Raw genomic sequence first — 18,087 nt, 5'->3', positions numbered from 1 at the left:
GGACATTCATAATAGCGACTTATGAATCAGCGGCAACCTCCACCGCTGTTGTGTATTCAGAAAGCGCTATGCGCCTTAGTGGGAGTCGATGTATGACTCGGTCACCGAATCCACCAGCGCCATCTCTTCGCGACTCAGCAGCATCTCAATATTCACCAGAATAATCATTCGACTGTCGAGCACGCCCAGCCCAAGCAGGTAGCGGCCAGAGAGCACCGAAGCCACGTCCGGGGTCGGCTTGATGTTATCCACGTCAATCGACAGCACGTCCGCCACGCCGTCAACCACGATACCCACCACGCGATCGTTCAGATTGAGCACGATGACCACCGTTTTATCGTCCTGTGACGGGTCGGGTAGATCGAAGCGCACGCGCAGATCGACAATTGGCACAATCACGCCGCGCAGGTTGGTCACGCCGGTAATAAAATTCGGCGCGTTCGGGATCCGCGTCAGGCGATCGCAGCCGCGGATCTCCTGCACTTTGAGAATATCAATGCCGTACTCTTCATCGCCCAGGCGGAATACCAGGTACTCCTGGGCGATGGCGTCGGTTGCGGCGGGTTTACTGGCGGTTGCTACAGTCATGCGTTTACCCCCTCCCTCTGGGGTTGTGGCGCGTTGAGCGTTGAAAGCTCAACCACATCAAGGATCAGCGCCACGCTGCCATCCCCGAGGATGGTGGCAGCAGAGACGCCAGGCACTTTGCGATAGTTATGTTCAAGGTTCTTCACCACCACCTGCTGCTGGCCGATAAGCTGATCGACCCACAGCGCATAGCGGCAGCCCGCGCTTTGCACGATAACCACAATGCCGTCGTCGGCAGGGGCTTCACCCGCCACCGAGAGACGCTGGCGCAGCAGCACCAGCGGCAGATATTCGCCGCGCACCTGCAACAGGCGCTCTTCGCCGACAAAGCGGCACAGCATGTCGTCGGTCGGTCGCAGCGACTCCATCACCGCGCCCAGCGGCAGAACGTAAATCTCGTCCCCCACCTTCACCAGCATGCCGTCGAGGATCGCCAGCGTCAGCGGCAGAATAATGCGGATGGTGGTCCCGGCCCCTGGCGTCGAGAGCACGTCCACGTGGCCGCCCATCGCCAGAATGTTGCGTCGCACCACGTCCATGCCAACGCCACGTCCGGAGACGTCCGTTACGCTCTCGGCGGTGGAGAAACCGGCGGCGAAGATCAGCATCCACACATCGTCGTCACTCATGGTGTCGCTGATGGTCATCCCCTGAGAGCGGGCTTTGGCGAGGATCTTCTCCCGGTTCAGCCCCGCCCCATCGTCGCTGACCTCAATCACGATATTGCCGCCGTGGTGTTCGGCAGAGAGCGTCAGGTTCCCGGTTACCGGTTTGCCTTTTGCGGCGCGCACCTCTTTCTCTTCAATACCGTGGTCAAGGCTGTTACGCACCAGGTGGGTCAGCGGGTCGATAATGCGCTCGATCAGGCTCTTATCCAGCTCGGCGGAACCGCCTTTCAGGGTCAGTTCGACCTCTTTATTCAGGCGAGCGCCCAGGTCATGCACCAGACGCGGGAAGCGGCTGAAGACGTAGTCCATCGGCATCATACGAATGGACATTACCGACTCCTGCAGCTCGCGGGTGTTGCGCTCCATCTGCGCCACGCAGCCGGACAGCAGATCGTAACTGGCCGGATCGAGGGTTTTCGACAGCTGTGAAAGCATTGCCTGGGTGATAATCAGCTCCCCGACCTGGTTGATGATCTGGTCGACTTTACTCACCGCCACGCGAATGCTGCCGGACTCCTGATTTGCCGGACGAGGTGCAGGCGGTGTTTTTTTGACAACGGTTTCAGGCAGCGCAGCAGGCGTTTGTACCGGCGCGGGCAGCGGATCTGATTCGGCGGGCTGGATCTCAATCTGCTTGCTGTCGAGCACAAAGCAAAGCACGGCGGTAATATCGTCCGCCGAGGCCGTCGTCCGTAGCGCGACCGTCATACTGTCTGACGTTGCCTCAACGTCTTTCACCTCACCCATATTGGTCAGTTCGTCGCGCAGTGTCGCCTGTTCACGCGCCTCGACGTGACGCAGGGTCACCAGCAACGTGGTTTCTGTTTCCTGCGCCGTGCTGGTCGGCTTTGGCGCGGGCTCCGCTGGCGTCGAAGGCTGCTGGCCTTCAAGGGCAATCTCCCTCAGGGCTTCACAGATATAGCGATAACTTGCTTCATCAGGCTCCTGCGAAGACTGATAGGCTTCCAGCTGCGCTTGCATAATGTCCTTACATTCCAGAAAAAGGTTGATGATTGAGCGACTGAGCGTTCTCTCCCCTGCCCGCGCCTGGTCAAGGAGATTTTCCAGCAGGTGGGTCGTCTCCTGTAATGCGGTAAATCCAAAGGTGGCCGCGCCCCCTTTCAGCGAGTGTGCGGCACGAAAGATAGCGTTCAGTTGCTCCTGATCCGGTGCCGACAGGTCTAGCTGCAGCAGATGCTGTTCCATTTCGGCCAGCAATTCTTCCGCTTCGGTGAAGAAAATCTGCGAAAAATCATTCATGTCCATCGGTATAGCCCTGCACGTTTTGCAGATTGATATCACTCAGCACACTATCTGCACGCTGAGCCTGCGTATCTTCCAGACGGATCTCCTGCTCTTTTGAGCGACTGAGAACCAGGATGCTGATACGGCGATTCACAGCACTTTCCGGCGACGTATTCTCCAAAGGCATCCGGCTGGCTGTACCGATCACGCGTAAGAAGCGCTCATCGTTAAGACCGCTTCGGACCAACACCCGGCGGGCAGCATTCGCGCGTCCGGCAGAGAGTTCCCAGTTGCTGTAACCGCCTTCACCACCGGCGTACGGCAGCGAGTCGGTGTGCCCGGTCAGGCTCAAGGCGTTCGGTAGCTCCTGCAGCAGTGGCACCAGTGCCTGCAAAATGCCGTTCATGTAGGATTCTGGTAGTTCACTACCCACGCGGAACATCGGGCGGTCCTGCGAGTCGGTGATTTGAATCAGCAGACCATCGTTGGTGAGGTTAAGCAGGATGTTGGACTTAAAGTTATTGAGCCGGGGATCCGTCTCAATCATTCGCTGCAGTTTCTCTTTCGCCTGCTTCAGGCTTTCGACGCGCTTGTGCCGATCCAGGTTACCGATTTTTGCCTTAAACACCTCACCGTCCTGTTTAAGAATGTCATCCCCGCCGCCGGGAATGACGCTGTCGCTCAGGCTGGTTTTATTGCCGTTGGCCATCGAGGGCTTAAGCGGCATGCGGAAATAGTCCGCGATCAGCTCTCTTTCCATCTCCGTGGACTGCGACAGCAGCCACATCACCAGAAAGAACGCCATCATCGCGGTCATAAAATCGGCATAGGCAATCTTCCAGGTGCCGCCGTGATGCGCGTGTTTTTTCTTTTTACGCTTACGGGAAATGATGACAGGGGTAGCGTTCTTCATGCGGCGCTGTCCGTGGTTTTGGTTTTCAGCGTGGCGTTGGATTTCACCTCACGAACGTGCTCTTCCAGCTCTTCAAACGACGGGCGCTCGCTGGTAAAGATGGTTTTACGCCCGAACTCCACGGCAATCTGCGGCGCATAGCCGTTAAGGCTGGAAAGCAGCGTCACTTTGATGCACTGCAAAATTTTGACCTGATCAGAGCTCTTCTGACGCAGCAGCGTGGCCAGCGGCAGAACAAAGCCGTAGGCAATCAAAATACCGAGGAACGTCCCGACCAGCGCGTGGCCGATAAGCATACCCAGTTCTGCGGCTGGACGGTCTGCGGAACCAAGCGCATTCACAACCCCCATCACCGCCGCCACAATACCGAACGCCGGAAACGCATCGCCCACGGTGTTGAGGCTGTGGGCTGGAACCTCCAGTTCTTCTTCGCAGGTTTCAATCTCCTCATCCATCAGGGCTTCGATCTCATGGGAGTTCATGCTGCCGCCAATCATCAGACGGAAGTAGTCGAGGATAAAGTTGGCGAGCATCGGGTCGCTCATCAGACGGGGATAGGCGCTAAAAATGTCGCTGTTCTGCGGGTCTTCAATGTCCTTTTCCAGTGACATCAGCCCGTGAACCCGGCTCTGCGACAGCAGCAGGAACATCAGCGCCATCAGATCCATATACACCGCTTTGTTGTAGCGCTTGCCAAAAAAGACTTTGACCAGCGCTTTCCCGGTTGCTTTCAGGGATTTTATGTTGTTGCCGACGATAAATGCGCCCACCCCAGCCCCGCCGATAATCAGCAACTCCAGCGGCTGGAACAGCGCCATCAGGTTACCGCCGGAAAGGATAAAGCCGCCAAAAACGGTGAAAATGACAACAAGATAGCCAACAATAACTAACACGATCTCTCCTTCTACTTTTAGACCGATACCGGGAATTCCCGGCATCGGGTAAACGCCATCTTGCGCCTTGCCGCCCGGTGTTACGCCGTCATGATCTCTGGTGCGCTAAAATTCCCCAGCAGGCCGGAATTGCTCACCTGGGATTTTTTAAGCGCACGCGACGGTGGGTTGCACAAACTGCAGGTAAATGGGTTTTTAATAAATTCCGTGGTGACGATAAAACCGCCGCCGCAGACATTGCAGGCTTTACGGGAAATAATGCCGCAATCAATAAACCTTAATAATGTCCAGGCACGGGTCAGCCCTAACACCGGCTTCTCATCGGAACAGGTACTGCATTGTTCAAGATACAGGCGATAGGTTTTCATCAGCATTTCAATGGAGCGCCCCTGCTCGGTTTTTTTCAGATACAGGTAAATGTTGTAGAACATGGAAGAGTGAATATTCTGCTCCCATGACATAAACCAGTCTTCTGAAAACGGTAGCATGCCTTTCGGTGGCGGACACCCGCGTAATTCTTTATATAAACGAAGCAGACGGCGACGGCTGAGTGATGTTTCAGATTCGAGAACCTGCATTCTCGCCCCGAGAGAAATTAACCCCATCGCAATGTTCACTTCTTCAATTTCCTGCAGCAGGCTCTTTTCACCACACATATTATGCCTCCTCCACGGTCATAGTTTCTTCTTCGCTTAATGCATTAAGAAGATTGGTCGACAAAATAATACCCGTGTGGATCTGTTGCAGTGCTTCAATACGAGAATCTTTGGTCAGGTTTTCAATAACCACTTCGTCATCCACACGCAAACGGCAAATAAGCTGATTGGTGGTTGCCAGTTTCATCAATTGTGGCAACGAGAGTTCTTTAAGGTTATCAATTGTACCTTCAGATAATCCGAGGCGAAAACCAGCCGCAAATTTGTCCTGGCGGATCAGTTGCTGAGCCAGAAGCAGATAGGACAAATTAATATCATGGATATTTTGCAGATACTCGTCAAAATTAGACACAGGTGAAAACTCCCAATGTTATTCAGCCATTAGCTGGCATGTCAGTTTAGATACATAGCATGATCGAACTGATGCAGAGAGTCTTTTGGTATTGATATTCACCGACGTAATTATTTCATCATCAGTAAATGACATACTGCTCTTCAATGCCAAAGGAGGCTGCATCACAAAACTGGCAAAATCATAAACACTCAGGATTTTCCGAACAAGCGACAGAAATTTCCCTAAATCACCGAATTGCTGTTAATGCATTGATTTTTAAAGTTAAATAATCATTGTTAAATGTTATTAAACCTCTGAGTTAATGATTAAAACAGCTTTATTTCCCGTTAACAATCTTAATGTTAAACAATTGTAAGTATTAATAAGAGGTCTCCATGCGACTTCGTAACCTTTTTAACGCCAGACTGTGTAACTGGCTGACACGCGTCTCGGTGATCCCCAAAATCAATCCGATCTCTTTCATATTCAAATCCTGAAGATAATAGAGCTGGAGTAATACCTGCTCTCGCTCGGGAATGTATTGAATATGATCGGTGATCTGTTCCATCAGGTTCTGTTTAATGGTGCTGTGCAGGGGATTAAGTTGCTCATTCTCGTCACCATTATTTTCCCAGCTATCGGCGTAATTCTCCTGCAGCTCATCCATGGAGTACATCTGGCTACTGTTATTATCCGCCAGCATCTGCTGAAATTCTTTCAGCGACACACCCATGCGTTCTGCAATATCCGTTTCCGTAGCTTCGCCGCCTTTTTCCTGTTCGATTTGCTGAATGAGAGCGACAATTTCCCGTGTATGAGTTCTCACCCGTCTCGGAACCCAGTCACTCTCCCGCAGTTCATCTAATAAGGCCCACTTTACACGCTGAGTGATCCATGCGCTGAGCGTTACCCCTTTTTTCGGGTCAAAGGTTTCCACTGCATTTAAAAAACCAATGGCCCCGGCCTGTATTAAATCATCCAGCTCGACGCTGGCAGGAAGTCGCTTGATTAAACGCAGCGCTTCCTGCCGCACCAGATAGTGATACTTAGACCACACTACCGTTTTATCTTCCAGCCCTTCGGCCGTATAAATACCGTCCACGATCGTATTCCACCTGATATTCTCTTTGAGAATTATCCGGTGAACCATCGTATTCAAATAGTGCAATAAGCCTTTATAATAATGCGCATACTGCTACTTCATTTTATATCACGCGCTATTTAACAAATAACGGTTATCAATGTCGGCATTTATCGGAATTAAAAAGTTTCCCACTGAGCGAGCGTATTCTCCTGCTGGCGCTGGGGCTTAACAGGCTCGACCGCCGCCCTTTCCACGCTGCTCTCCTGATTCAGCCTGAACTGCGCCACCAATTTCTCCAGCGCGTCGGACTGCGCTTCCAGCTCCCCGGCAGCCATTGCCGCCTCTTCGACCATGGCCGCATTCTGCTGGGTCACCAGATCCATCTCATTAACCGCCAGTGAAATCTGGTTAATGCCCGCGCTCTGCTCATCAGACGCCGAGGTGATCTCGCCCATAATCTGCGTGACCTGTGCCACAGAGGTGACAATGTCCTGCATCACGGTGCTGGCCTGCCCGACCTGGCGTGAACCAATATCAATATTGTTAACGCTGGTGTTAATGAGCTGATTAATCTCTTTCGCCGCATCCGCGCTGCGCTTCGCCAGGTTACGCACCTCTTCGGCGACCACGGCGAAGCCGCGTCCCTGCTCACCTGCACGCGCGGCTTCCACCGCGGCATTCAGCGCCAGGATGTTGGTCTGGTTGGCAATGCTGTCGATCACGCCGTTAATATCTGCAATCTGGCGCGAGCTGGTGGTGATTTCCGCCATGATCTGCTCCAGGCTCTGCATCACCTCGCCGCCGTTATGCGCATTGCTGCTTGCGCTCTCGGCCAGTTCGCGCGCCGCATGGGCGTTATCCGCATTCTGACGCACGGTGGTTTTGATCTGCTCCATGCTGGCCGCCGTCTCCTGCAGCGCTGCCGCCTGCTCTTCGGTACGGGAAGAGAGATCGTTATTGCCGTGGGCAATTTCCTGCGCATTGGTGTGAATGCGCTGAACGCTGTCGCGGATCCCCAGAATAGTGCTGGTCAGGGAGGTACGCATGGTTTCCAGTTCGGCGAGCATATGGCCGATTTCGTTCTGGCTGCCGCTGTCAATGGCCTGGCTCAGGTCGCCAGCCGCCACGCGGCGCAGCGTCTCAACAGTGGTCTCCATTCGGCGAACGAGGGTATGACGCAGCCAGTAGCGAATGGCAAACAGCAGCGCAATCGACATCAGCACCACAACAAGCCCTACGCCCATCATGATCTGATAGCCGCGTTCGGCTTCATAGATATAGGTTTCATTCAGGCGGGCGCTGGCGTCCGTGTACTGCTCAACTTTATTCCTCAGCTGAGTGCGCAGTTCCATATCATGCTCAAGTGAACCGGTATACCCCGCCGGGTTTTGCAGGTAGCCGAACTTGGCTTCAGCGACTTTATAGACGTCATTGAAGGCGGCATTCACTTCGGCAGCGAAACGGCTCTCTTCCTGCGTATTGAAGGGAGAGGCCATAAAGTCGTCCATGTTGCGGCGCGCCGTCTTCAGCACGTTTTGCGTATGTGTTGCCACGTTTGCCGATATCGGGTTGCCGAGTGCCGCCTGCAGCATCAGGCCGTTGGTGTTCGCCATCACCGCGCTGATGTTATAGGCCGCGTCGCGCATCTGATCGTTATTTTCAGAAGCCACCACAACACGTTTAAAATTGCTGTTGTTGGACACCGCGTTGTATACCGACCAGGCGGTTACGCCGAGCAGCATGACGGCCATCAGGCCAATAAGCAGGCTGATGGCGGTATAAATTTTCAGTTTTGTGAGCATCGTTTTTCACCTGCCCGCACGGTATACGCCATACGCAGCAGGTGCCTGTTAAGTGAGAGAGGTTTATCGATTAAACAGACTCATCGCCTGCATTCTTTGGTAGACATACATGGAGGCGTTAAACGCCAGCTCGGACATTTGCGACTCCGAAGCGAGGGTGATCAGCATGCTGGTGTCGGCCCCAATGGCGTTCTGCACTTTAACAATGGTGTCGTTGATCAGCACATCCCCGGAGAGATCCAGCGCGTCAAGCTGCTGCATATTGGTGCCCAGTTCAGCCTGTGCCTTACCCAGGCGGTCGATCCCCGCATCGATCTCGATACTGGCAAAGCTGAGCGCGAGTTTGAGTGTCGTTTCATTGATGGGATCTCGCGTCAGTTCGTTAACCGCAGCGTTCAATACGGGGACGATAGCGCCAAAGATTTCATCCCCCAGATGACTGACCTGCATTTCAGTCCCATCTGCCACGGTCTGTCTGCGTGCTTCATTTCCCCCCTGATAATTGCCATTAGCATCAAACGCCGGGGTATCCGTATTAAAGCCGGCGAAAATATAACGCCCGTTGCTGTCTCGCGTATTGCCAATATCCAGCAGGTTGGCGGTAATGCCTCTGATCTCTTCCCCCAGCGCGCGGCGGTCTTCAGGAGAATAGGTGTCGCTTTTCGCCGCAATAATTTTCTCTTTCAGCGAGGTGGTCAGCAGATTGCCCACGCCGTTGAGAATATTGTCCTGAAACTCCAGTCCCCCGCGCACGCGTGAACGGACGTTGCTGTAAAGCTCGAGCTTCGCCAGCGCATCCTGATGTTTCACCGCGTCCGTCGCAGCAGCCGGGTCGTCCGAGGCCTTTAACAGCGTTTTGCCTGCCGACATGCGTAAATAGACGTCGTTACTTTGCGCCATGCGTTTCGTCATGCTCTCAGCGCTTTTCTGATACATATAAAGCGTACTTATTCGCATCATCGGTTCCTTATCTGATAGAGAGAAGCGCGTCGAACATATCGGTCGCGGTTTTCAGCAATTGTGCGTTAGCCTGGTAATAGCCCAAAAACATGTCGATGTTGATACGCTCGTTATCCATGTTCACGCCCGAAATGCTCTGTTTCGTTTCGTATTTGGTGGTGAAGTCGATTTCCGCACTGGTGGCTTCGGATCTGACGCTGCGCGCCCGGTCACCGATGGTTCCCACCAGGCTGGCATACGCTTCGCTCAGGGTGTTTTTGCCAATCAGTTTTTCATCCTGGATTTTCAGCATCGCTTCCAGGTTGGTGTTATCCCCGGGACCTCCAGTTGCTGAGCCTGCAGCGGCGAAATCTTGCCCGCTCGTGATCTTGCGGCTGATCCCTTCTGCGGCTCCCGCCATTGGGTTTAGGGTGAAGCTGTCTCCGTCGTTGATGCCCCCCCCCAGTACATCGATAACAACACCTTCAAACCTTATTTCTCCTGGACCGGCAGTTTCCAACGGAACATTGCGCCCATCGGCCCCAGTGACAACCCAGTTACCGCCGCTAAACGTGATAGTATAATTTTCCGATTTAACAGCTTTAGGGTCAGCGGCAACGATAGATCCCAGTTTGCCTGTACCGGTATTCTTCGCGTTAGCAATCGCTTTAATATCAGGTAGCGAGAAAAGAGCTTCCCCCGGCTTGCCATTCGCATCATACCCCGCCGCATTCTGCTCATTCATGCGATGCGCCATCGTAAAGGCCATCTGATCCAACTCCTGGCGAGCAATCGTCAGATCTTCATTGCGGAATTTAAACAGCCCGCCGAGACGCCCTTTGGTAATGCTGTCCTCATCCAGCGGCGTGGCTTTGCCGCTCGCGTCCACATACGAGACGATGGTTTTATTCGGGTCGCTGTCCGACGGTGACGTTTGCAGCTTGTAGGCCGTGTCGCCGGAAACCAGTGGACGTCCGTCGGAGAGCGTCACGTCAACCCGTCCGGTAGTCTGGTTCTCAGTTACGGTGATGCCAATATGCTCACTCATCTTCTCCAGCAGAGCGTCGCGCTGGTCGAGCAGATCGGCAGGTGGCGTACCGCTCCCCTGCGCGCGCTCGAGCTGTTTGTTCAGTTCGGCCAGCTGCTCGGTATAGCTGTTGATGTCTTTAGCGCTTTGTTCGATCTGCGTATTGGTGCTTTTTTCCAGTGCGGTGAGGCGCTTAGCGCTGGCGTTATAACGGTTGCTGAGCGTGCCAAGGGAGTTAAACACCGCCGCGCGTGCCGGGCCGTCCGCCGCATCGCCGCTCAGCGTTGCCATGGCCTTAAACATGTCGTTCAGCGCAACGGAGACGTTATCGGACTCGTCGGCCAGCATGTTGTCGATATCGCTCAGCTGCTCCATACGCCCGCTCAGGGAGGCGTAATGGGAGAGCGATCCGCGCAGCTGGTTATTGGCGAAGGCGTCATAGGCGCGTTCGATGCCGCTAACCTGGGCACCGAAACCGTAAAAGCCCTGCGTGGTCGATCTTCCACCGAGCTCGCCAATAATAATATTGCGGCGGCTGTACGTCTGGGACATCCCGTTGGTCAGGTTATCCCCTGTCACCCGAAGCGCCGACTGCGCCACGCTAAGGCCGCCTCTTGCGAGGTTAAAAAGATTATTCATTGTCTCTGGATATCCCTTTTTTTGCTGCCCCGGACGTGATGTTCGGGGCAGAAAGTTCATGGTTCTGCTTTATTCATCGGTGATTACAGAATTCTCTAAAAAATTTTGTCGAGATCGTTTCGGTAAGCATTAACACCCTGATGAATGTCGCCTTTTACCTTCTGAATAATGGCGATCAGTTTTTTGGCGTAGGCCGGGTCGGTCGCGTAGCCGCCCGCCTGCAACGCTTTTGCGCCCTGCTCTGGCGAGTCGGAGTGCACCACCCCGCGGTAGCGCGGGTTTTTGGTTAGTAATTTCGCGTAGTCTGAAAGGGCATGTTCGTAGGAGTCATAGACGCGGAACGCGGCTTTCACCTTCTGCTTCACGCCGTTGATGTATTCGGTGGTGGTGATTTCGGTGGTTTTTCCGCGCCAGTCGCCGGTCGCTTTAATGCCGAACAGGTTGTGGCTCGGGCTGCCGTCGGCCGCAGGAATTTCACGTTTACCCCAGCCGGATTCCAGCGCCGCCTGAGCCAGAATCAGGTGCGGATGCAGCCCGCTCTGCTGTGCGGCCTCCTGCGCCGGACGCAGCAGGCGCGAAATAAACGGATGCGCCCCTTCCGCCGCTCTGGCAAACGACACCGGCGCGGGCAGGCGCAGCGGCCCGGTTGCCGGGGCAGAAGCGAGCCCCGGACGTAGCAGATCGCGCCCCGGCGTCGATACTACTGGCGCATCGCTCTCGCCACCGAGCTGGCGGACGATAAGATCGGCAAAGCCGAGCTGACCACTCCCGGCAATTTCCTGCGCGACCTGCTGATCGTGCATGGCGGTGTACATCTCGGCCGACTGGCTGTGGAGCAGATCGTCCTTGAAGGTGGCATCGCGCATGCTTTTCATCATCATCTGCACGAATACCCCCTCCAGCTGCTTCGCCGCCGCCTTCAGCGCGCCGGGCGATTGCCGCCCGGCCTCCCGTTTTAACGTATCCAGCGATCGGACATCAAAGGCGGGTTGATCGAGCTTGTCGAAGGCGTTCATCAGTTCACCTCCAGCTTCGCTCGCAGACAGCCGGCGTTTTTCATCGCCTGCAGGACGGACATCAGCTCGTTCGGCGTCGCGCCCAGGCTGTTCAGCGCCCGGATGACGGCGTTCAGGTCGGTGCTGCTGCGCACGTGCTGCAGCGAACCGCCGCTGTCGCGCACGGAAATATCGGTCTGCGGCACCACCACCGTCTCCCCGCCGGCAAATGGCGTATCGGGCTGGCTGATGACGTTGTTCTGCATCACCTCCACGGTCAGTGAACCGTGCGCCACCGCGCAGGAATCCAGCGACACGTGGCGGTTCATCACCACCGAGCCGGTGCGGGAGTTGACAATCACCTTCGCGTCCTGGACGTTCACCCGCAGAGGAATGTCCTGGATATTCGCGAGGAAGCGGACGCGGGACGGGCCGTCCGGCGGCGCAAAGAGGCGCACGGTACGGGCATCTTCCGGAATGGCCGCCCCGCCGCTGTAGCGCTGGTTAATGGCATCGCTGATCTGCTGCGCCAGGGAGAAATCACTCTCGTTGAGCTGCAGGCGCACAATGTTCTGGGTAGCGAAATCGTTCGGCACTTCGCGCTCGACGGTGGCCCCGCCGCTGATGCGTCCCCCGTTCAGCTGGTTGACCTGCACGCGGCTGCCGCCCGCCTGCGCGCCTGCGCCGGAAATCAGGATGTTGCCCTGGGCGATGGCGTAGATCTGATTATCCGCTCCTTTCAGCGGGGTCATCAGCAGCGTACCGCCGCGCAGGCTTTTGGCGTTCCCCACAGAGGAGACCACAATGTCCAGCTTGTCGCCGGGACGGGCAAACGGCGGCAACTCGGCGGTGACCATCACCGCCGCGATATTTTTCAGCTGCATATTGGTGCCCGCCGGAACGGTGATCCCCAGCTGCGAGAGCATGTTATTCAGGCTCTGGCCGGTGAACGGCGCCTGCATGGTCTGGTCGCCGGTACCGTCAAGGCCGACAATCAGGCCGTAGCCCATCAGGGAGTTGGAACGCACGCCCTGCACTGTCGCCAGATCGCGGATACGTTCCGCGTGTACCACTTTGGGTACCGCCAGCGTCATGCCATAGAGCACAAGGCTGAGAAACAACAGGATAGATTCTTTTTTCATGGTCATATCAGAAAGGAGAAAGATTCAGGAACAGACGCTGCAGCCAGCCCATGTTCTGCGCTTCGTTGATGTAGCCGTTGCCGACGTATTCGATGCGGGCATCGGCCACCTGGGTGGACGGCACGGTGTTGCTACCGCTGATAAAGCGTGGATTCACCACACCAGAAAAGCGGATGAACTCCGTCCCCTGGTTGATGGCGATCTGCTTTTCCCCCACCACACGCAGGTTGCCATTTGGTAAAAGCTCATTGACGGTCACGGTGATCGTTCCGGTAAAGGTATTGCGCGCCGCCGCGCCGCCCTTGCCGGAAAAATCATTTTTGCCTTCGGCTTTAAAATCCGCTTTTCCGTCGCCGAGCCAGCTCCCGGCTGCCGTCGGGACGGCCAGCAACTCCATTCCGGCCGATCCATTACGGTTGGCACTGGCGGAGGAACTTTTACTGGCGCTCACGTTCTCCTGCAGCAGGATCGTCAGCGTATCGCCCACGTTACGCGGGCGGCGATCTTCGAACATCGGCTGATAGCCGTAGTTCATTCCCTGCCCTGCCTGAAACAGTGAGCCGCCGGTCGCTGCCGGTGCCATCGGTAATGGTGTTGCCGTCGTAGGCCCCTCGACGAGAGGTTTTTGCAGAATGTGCGCGCAGCCGCTCAGCAGCAGCGTGCCTGCCAGCAGCGCCGCTGCCGGGATGTGCATTGAGAGTTTATTCATTTCAGTGTCGATAAAATGTCTGGCCGCGCGAGCGGCCAGAGAAGGACATTACAGCTGGGAGAGGCGCTGCAGCATCTGATCGGATGCCGAGACCGCCTTACTGTTGATTTCGTAGGCGCGCTGCACCTGAATCATGGTCACCAGCTCTTCCGCCACGTTAACGTTGGAGATCTCCACGTAGCCCTGCTTCAGCGTGCCCGCGCTCTCCATGCCGGGGTTCAGCTCGTTGGGCGCGCCGGAAGACTGCGTCTCCCGGTAGAGATTGCCGCCGATGCTTTCCAGCCCCGCGTTGTTAACGAAGGTCGTCAGCGTCAACTGGCCAATCTGCTGCTCTTCCGCCTGGCCCGGCACCTTCACGCTGACAATGCCGTCGCTGCCGATATTCACTTTGGTAGCGTCCTGCGGGATAACGATGCCCGGCTGGATCGGATAGCCGTCGGCATTGGTCAACTGACCATCCTGGGTTTTTCCGAAATGGCCGTCCCGGGTGTAGGCGGTGCTGCCATCCGGCATCTGCACCTGGAAAAAGCCCTCGCCTTCAATGGCAACGTCATACTCATCACCACTGGAGTTCATCCCCCCCTGAGTGTGGATGCGCTGAGTGGAGACAGGACGTACGCCGGTGCCGAGCTGCAGACCCGACGGCAGGTTATTCTGCTCCGTGGCCTGCGCGCCAGGCTGGCGCATGTTCTGGTACAGCAGATCCTGAAAAACGGCGCGCTGACGCTTAAAGCCGTTGGTATTGACGTTCGCCAGGTTGTTGGAGATGACGTCCATATTGAGCTGCTGTGCTTCCAGCCCGGTTTTTGCGATCCATAAAGAACGAATCATGTTGTAACTCCTTGCGCGCGATTAGCTCACGCTGAGTAGCTGGTTGGCCTTCTGGGCGTTTTCGTCGGCGGTGCGGATCACCTTCATGTTCATGTCGAAGCCGCGGGAGTTGGCGATCATCTGGGTCATCATCTGCACCGGGCTAACGTTGCTGCCCTCGATGGCCTCCGGCGTCAGGCGCAGGGTTTCGTCCTGCGCCAGCGGCTGACCGCCCGCAGTGCGGAACAGCCCGTCGTCGCCGTGCACCAGGGTATTCATCTCTGCGTTAACCAGCCTGATACGGCCGACCGGCACCAGCGCGGTGGGGTCATCGCCCATGCCCAGCGCCGAGACGGTACCGTCGCTGCCAATGGTGATATGAGATTGCGGTGGCACTTCCAGCGGCCCGCCGTCGCCCATCAGCGGACGGCCGTTGACGCTCAGCGCCCCGTCCTGATCGACTTCAATGGCGCCGTTACGGGTATACCCTTCGCCGCCATCCTCGGTGGCAACAGCCAGCCAGCCGTTCTGCGGCAGCGCCACGTCCAGGCTGCGCCCGGTATGGGTGATCGGCCCCATGGTAGTGTCATGAAACGGGGTAGACTCCGCCACCAGCGCACGGGTGCGCAGACTGTCCCCTTCGATGGGTACCGAACGGAAGGCCGCCAGCTGGGCGCGAAAGCCTGCCGTGGAGCTGTTCGCCAGATTATTGGAGGTAACCGCCTGGCGGTTGAGCGCCGCATTCGCGGCACTCATGGCGGTATAGATAGCGCGATCCATCACTCAGCCTTAACGCATATTAACCAGGGTCTGCAGCAGCTCAGACTGGGTTTTAATGGTTTGCGAGTTGGACTGGTAGTTGCGCTGGTAGACAATCATGTTGACCATCTCATCGCCCAGCTCGACGTTCGAAGCTTCAAGACTCTGCCCGTTAATGCTGCCAAAGCTGCCCACACCGGAGGTACCCAGGAAAGCCTGACCCGACTGCGGCGTCTCTGCCCAGACATTGTTCCCCTTCGCTTCCAGACCGCCGCTGTTCGCGAAATCGGCGAGGATGATTTGCGCCACGACCAGCTTCTTACCATTGCTGTACGTCGCCACCACTTCGCCATTATCGCCAATGGTAAAGTTCTGGTACTGGCCCGGTGGGTGGCCGTTAATATTCTCTCCTTTTACCAGACTTTCACCCGCCTGTTTGGTCATGCCGGCGAGATCCAGTTCTACGGTTATGTCAGAGGAGCCATTCACCGCAGCGCCAAATACTTTCAGCTTCGGGTTACCCTGAATTGTACCGTCCGGGTTAAACATTAAATCCACTACGCTGTAATTAGTACCATCTCCAGGTTCACCAGCAGGAGGTGGTTTTGGCGCTGTTTCATCATAGCTATACGCACTCCAGCGACCTGGAGCAGTCTGAACAAAGTACACCTTCATAGCGTGTTTGTTGCCGAGGCTGTCTGTTGCTTCGATATGGCTGACGTAGTTATAAGTTTCAGGATCGGTGTGGTCAAAAGTCGCCGTAATGACTTTCTTATCCCCGGCATCCAGGTTACCGGTCAGGGAACCCGTGGTGGAGGCTTCAGGCGCCATGTTCCCGGTAGGGATAGTGATGGGTCCAATCGGTGAGCCGGGGACAATCTGCCCGTTCACCGCCTGATAGCCCGTCAAAAACAGGTTATTGACTTTATTGTAAATATTGCCGTTTTTATCTTGCTCGAACTGGCCGTTTCGCCCGTAAAAAATGCTGCCATCTTCACTTGCCATACGGAAGAACCCGCGGCCGTTGATGCCGATATCCATATTACGGCCGGTATAGTTAAGGTTACCCTGACCAAAATCCTGGGTAACGCCAGCAAGCTGCACCCCCAGGCCGACGGCACCGGCGAAAATATCGGCGAAAGCGGCAGTACCCGCTTTAAAACCGATCGTCTGTGAGTTGGCGATATTGTTACCGACAACATCGAGCGCTTTAGAGGCGGCTTTGAGGCCGCTAAGACCTTGTGAAAAACCCATAATTACATTCCAGAAAGTAAGTAATGTTTATTTTTGGATGACAACCACATCACCCATGCCAATTGGATCGTGGTTACGCAGATGCAGAATTGGCCCGTTCGCTTCGATGGTGACGCCTTCTACCTGCTCCTGTATCAAGCCAACAATGACCGGCTTCTCCCCTTCAGGATTGCTGGCCTCAAAACTCAGGGTGTATTCGCGATCCTGCGGTGGACCAGGCTCTGGCTTGAAGTTTTCGAGATCGTCAAGGCTGTAAGTCTTGACGCCCGCCTTCACATTTTTCAGCTCTGCGGTATAGCCGTTGCCTTGATCGTCCGTCAGGGTGACGGTGACCGTCTCCGCGTCGCCGCCGAGGACAAAGCTAAATTCATCCGCGGCAGGTCGCTCTACCCCTTCCTGATCGATACCGATACCGCCGAAGGAGGCTTTTGGATCTCCCTCAATCAGCACGCTGCGCCCCACCCAGGCGGAGGCGCTCATACTGCCAAGCTGAACCATCAGCGCCTGCACCCCTGTCACTGAGGTGTTGAGCTTCTCTACACCCGCCGCCATATTGAATTGCGCCAGCTGTGAGGTGAGCTGGTTGTTATCCATCGGGTTGGTGGGGTCCTGATTTTGCATCTGCGCCACCAGCAGTTTCATAAACTGGTCCGACAGATCGGCCGCGCTGTTGCCCGTTCCAGTGCCGCCGTTGCCGCTGTTGTTATTGACTGAAGAAACCGCCATATCGCCTCCTTACTGGCCAAGGGTTAAAGTTTTCAGCATCAGGCTTTTAGCGGAGTTCATCACTTCCACGTTGGCCTGATAGCTGCGAGAGGCAGAGATGGTGTTGACCATCTCGTTCATGACGTTAACGTTGGGCATGCGCACGTAGCCCTGCTCGTCGGCGAGCGGATTGCCCGGCTCATAGACCAGACGGTCCGGAGCGCTGCTCTCCACCACCTCGCTGACCTGCACGCCGCCAATGTCCTGACCCACGGCGTTATCGACGCTAAACACCACCTGACGGGCGCGATAGGGCTGACCGTCCGGCCCCGCCACGCTGTCGGCGTTGGCCATATTGCTGGCGCTGACGTTCAGGCGCTGGGACTGGGCCGCCATCGCCGACCCCGAAATATCAAATACGCTGAAAAGCGACATGGTTTATTACCCCTGGCTTAACACTGTCATCATTTTCTTAATATCCGCGCCCAGGAAAGTCAGTCCTGACTGGTATTTCACGGCGTTATCCGCAAAATTGACGCGCTCACGATCCATATCCACGGTATTTCCATCAGCACTCGGTTGATCCGGAATGCGATAGAGCAACTGACTGTCGTCAAATGGCTTCGCTTTACCTTCAATATGCCGGTTTGACGTTAATGACAGTGATACGGGAGATTTGGCCATGGTGTTATTTTCCATGGCGCTTTTTAACTGTTGCGTAAAATCTATATCTCGCGCCTTGTAGCCTGGCGTATCGGCATTCGCTATATTCGAAGCCAGTATGTCCTGACGGCGTGAAAGCAAACCTAACGCCTGTTGCTGAAAGCGAAAGGCATCATCGAGTTTATTCATGACAATAAGGCTCCGGCCTCGCAAAATGAAAACTGCGATAGTGTAGTCAGCGCGGGTGAAATATCACACCGTG

The 18,087-nt window shown here is 55.6% G+C and carries 19 protein-coding genes; all 19 read right to left on the bottom strand.

What is annotated here, in order from left to right; translation table 11 throughout:
- Positions 1–75: 75 nt before the first annotated feature.
- The 19 genes from EKN83_RS09825 to flgB all read right to left on the bottom strand — a co-directional run bounded on the left by EKN83_RS09825 (position 76) and on the right by flgB (position 18,014).
- Positions 76–588 carry a chemotaxis protein CheW gene (locus EKN83_RS09825; protein WP_013097765.1) on the bottom strand — a complete coding sequence of 171 codons (513 nt, stop codon included), beginning with the start codon at positions 586–588 and terminating at the stop codon, positions 76–78.
- Entirely contained in the window at positions 585–2,522 is a 1,938-nt protein-coding gene (gene cheA / locus EKN83_RS09820; RefSeq protein ID WP_126800844.1) for a chemotaxis protein CheA, read from the bottom strand. The genes EKN83_RS09825 and cheA overlap by 4 nt, the downstream gene beginning before the upstream one ends.
- Positions 2,509–3,414 carry a flagellar motor protein MotB gene (gene motB, locus EKN83_RS09815; protein ID WP_126800843.1) on the bottom strand — a complete coding sequence of 302 codons (906 nt, stop codon included), beginning with the start codon at positions 3,412–3,414 and terminating at the stop codon, positions 2,509–2,511. Before motB ends, cheA begins: the two co-directional genes overlap by 14 nt.
- Positions 3,411–4,307, bottom strand: a complete 897-nt coding sequence (gene motA, locus EKN83_RS09810) for a flagellar motor stator protein MotA (protein WP_126800842.1) — start codon at positions 4,305–4,307, stop codon at positions 3,411–3,413. The genes motB and motA overlap by 4 nt, the downstream gene beginning before the upstream one ends.
- Before the next feature lie 80 nt (positions 4,308–4,387).
- Entirely contained in the window at positions 4,388–4,963 is a 576-nt protein-coding gene (gene flhC / locus EKN83_RS09805) for a flagellar transcriptional regulator FlhC (protein WP_126800841.1), read from the bottom strand.
- 1 nt (position 4,964) lies between these two features.
- Entirely contained in the window at positions 4,965–5,315 is a 351-nt protein-coding gene (gene flhD, locus EKN83_RS09800) for a flagellar transcriptional regulator FlhD (RefSeq protein ID WP_126800840.1), read from the bottom strand.
- A gap of 361 nt (positions 5,316–5,676) precedes the next feature.
- Positions 5,677–6,399 carry an RNA polymerase sigma factor FliA gene (gene fliA / locus EKN83_RS09795; RefSeq protein ID WP_126800839.1) on the bottom strand — a complete coding sequence of 241 codons (723 nt, stop codon included), beginning with the start codon at positions 6,397–6,399 and terminating at the stop codon, positions 5,677–5,679.
- A 158-nt stretch (positions 6,400–6,557) separates the two neighbouring features.
- Complete coding sequence (locus EKN83_RS09790; RefSeq protein ID WP_126800838.1) at positions 6,558–8,183, bottom strand: methyl-accepting chemotaxis protein; 1,626 nt, start codon at positions 8,181–8,183, stop codon at positions 6,558–6,560.
- 63 nt (positions 8,184–8,246) lie between these two features.
- Positions 8,247–9,140 (bottom strand): flagellar hook-associated protein FlgL, encoded by an 894-nt coding sequence (gene flgL / locus EKN83_RS09785; RefSeq protein WP_126800876.1) that lies wholly within the window; start codon positions 9,138–9,140, stop codon positions 8,247–8,249.
- A 10-nt stretch (positions 9,141–9,150) separates the two neighbouring features.
- Positions 9,151–10,788 (bottom strand): flagellar hook-associated protein FlgK, encoded by a 1,638-nt coding sequence (gene flgK, locus EKN83_RS09780; RefSeq protein WP_126800837.1) that lies wholly within the window; start codon positions 10,786–10,788, stop codon positions 9,151–9,153.
- Between the two features lie 95 nt (positions 10,789–10,883).
- Positions 10,884–11,804, bottom strand: coding sequence for a flagellar assembly peptidoglycan hydrolase FlgJ (gene flgJ, locus EKN83_RS09775; RefSeq protein ID WP_126800836.1), 921 nt, complete (start codon positions 11,802–11,804; stop codon positions 10,884–10,886).
- On the bottom strand, positions 11,804–12,931 hold the full coding sequence (locus tag EKN83_RS09770) for a flagellar basal body P-ring protein FlgI (protein ID WP_126800835.1): 1,128 nt from the start codon (positions 12,929–12,931) through the stop codon (positions 11,804–11,806). The genes flgJ and EKN83_RS09770 overlap by 1 nt, the downstream gene beginning before the upstream one ends.
- Before the next feature lies 1 nt (position 12,932).
- Positions 12,933–13,619, bottom strand: coding sequence for a flagellar basal body L-ring protein FlgH (locus EKN83_RS09765; protein ID WP_126800875.1), 687 nt, complete (start codon positions 13,617–13,619; stop codon positions 12,933–12,935).
- A 63-nt stretch (positions 13,620–13,682) separates the two neighbouring features.
- Positions 13,683–14,465 (bottom strand): flagellar basal-body rod protein FlgG, encoded by a 783-nt coding sequence (gene flgG, locus EKN83_RS09760; protein ID WP_126800834.1) that lies wholly within the window; start codon positions 14,463–14,465, stop codon positions 13,683–13,685.
- A 21-nt stretch (positions 14,466–14,486) separates the two neighbouring features.
- Positions 14,487–15,224, bottom strand: coding sequence for a flagellar basal body rod protein FlgF (locus EKN83_RS09755; protein ID WP_126800833.1), 738 nt, complete (start codon positions 15,222–15,224; stop codon positions 14,487–14,489).
- Positions 15,225–15,233: 9 nt separating this feature from the next.
- Positions 15,234–16,457, bottom strand: a complete 1,224-nt coding sequence (gene flgE, locus EKN83_RS09750; protein ID WP_126800832.1) for a flagellar hook protein FlgE — start codon at positions 16,455–16,457, stop codon at positions 15,234–15,236.
- 27 nt (positions 16,458–16,484) lie between these two features.
- Entirely contained in the window at positions 16,485–17,183 is a 699-nt protein-coding gene (locus EKN83_RS09745) for a flagellar hook assembly protein FlgD (RefSeq protein WP_126800831.1), read from the bottom strand.
- A gap of 9 nt (positions 17,184–17,192) precedes the next feature.
- A complete protein-coding gene (gene flgC / locus EKN83_RS09740; RefSeq protein ID WP_049022920.1) occupies positions 17,193–17,597 on the bottom strand; it encodes a flagellar basal body rod protein FlgC in 405 nt (134 codons plus the stop codon).
- A gap of 6 nt (positions 17,598–17,603) precedes the next feature.
- Positions 17,604–18,014 (bottom strand): flagellar basal body rod protein FlgB, encoded by a 411-nt coding sequence (flgB, locus tag EKN83_RS09735; RefSeq protein WP_126800830.1) that lies wholly within the window; start codon positions 18,012–18,014, stop codon positions 17,604–17,606.
- Positions 18,015–18,087 lie beyond the last annotated feature (73 nt).

Origin of the sequence: Enterobacter sp. WCHEn090032, from assembly GCF_003986875.1 — a bacterium.
Classification (GTDB): Bacteria; Pseudomonadota; Gammaproteobacteria; order Enterobacterales; family Enterobacteriaceae; genus Enterobacter; species Enterobacter sichuanensis.
This window is presented reverse-complemented; position numbering and strand designations above follow the sequence as displayed.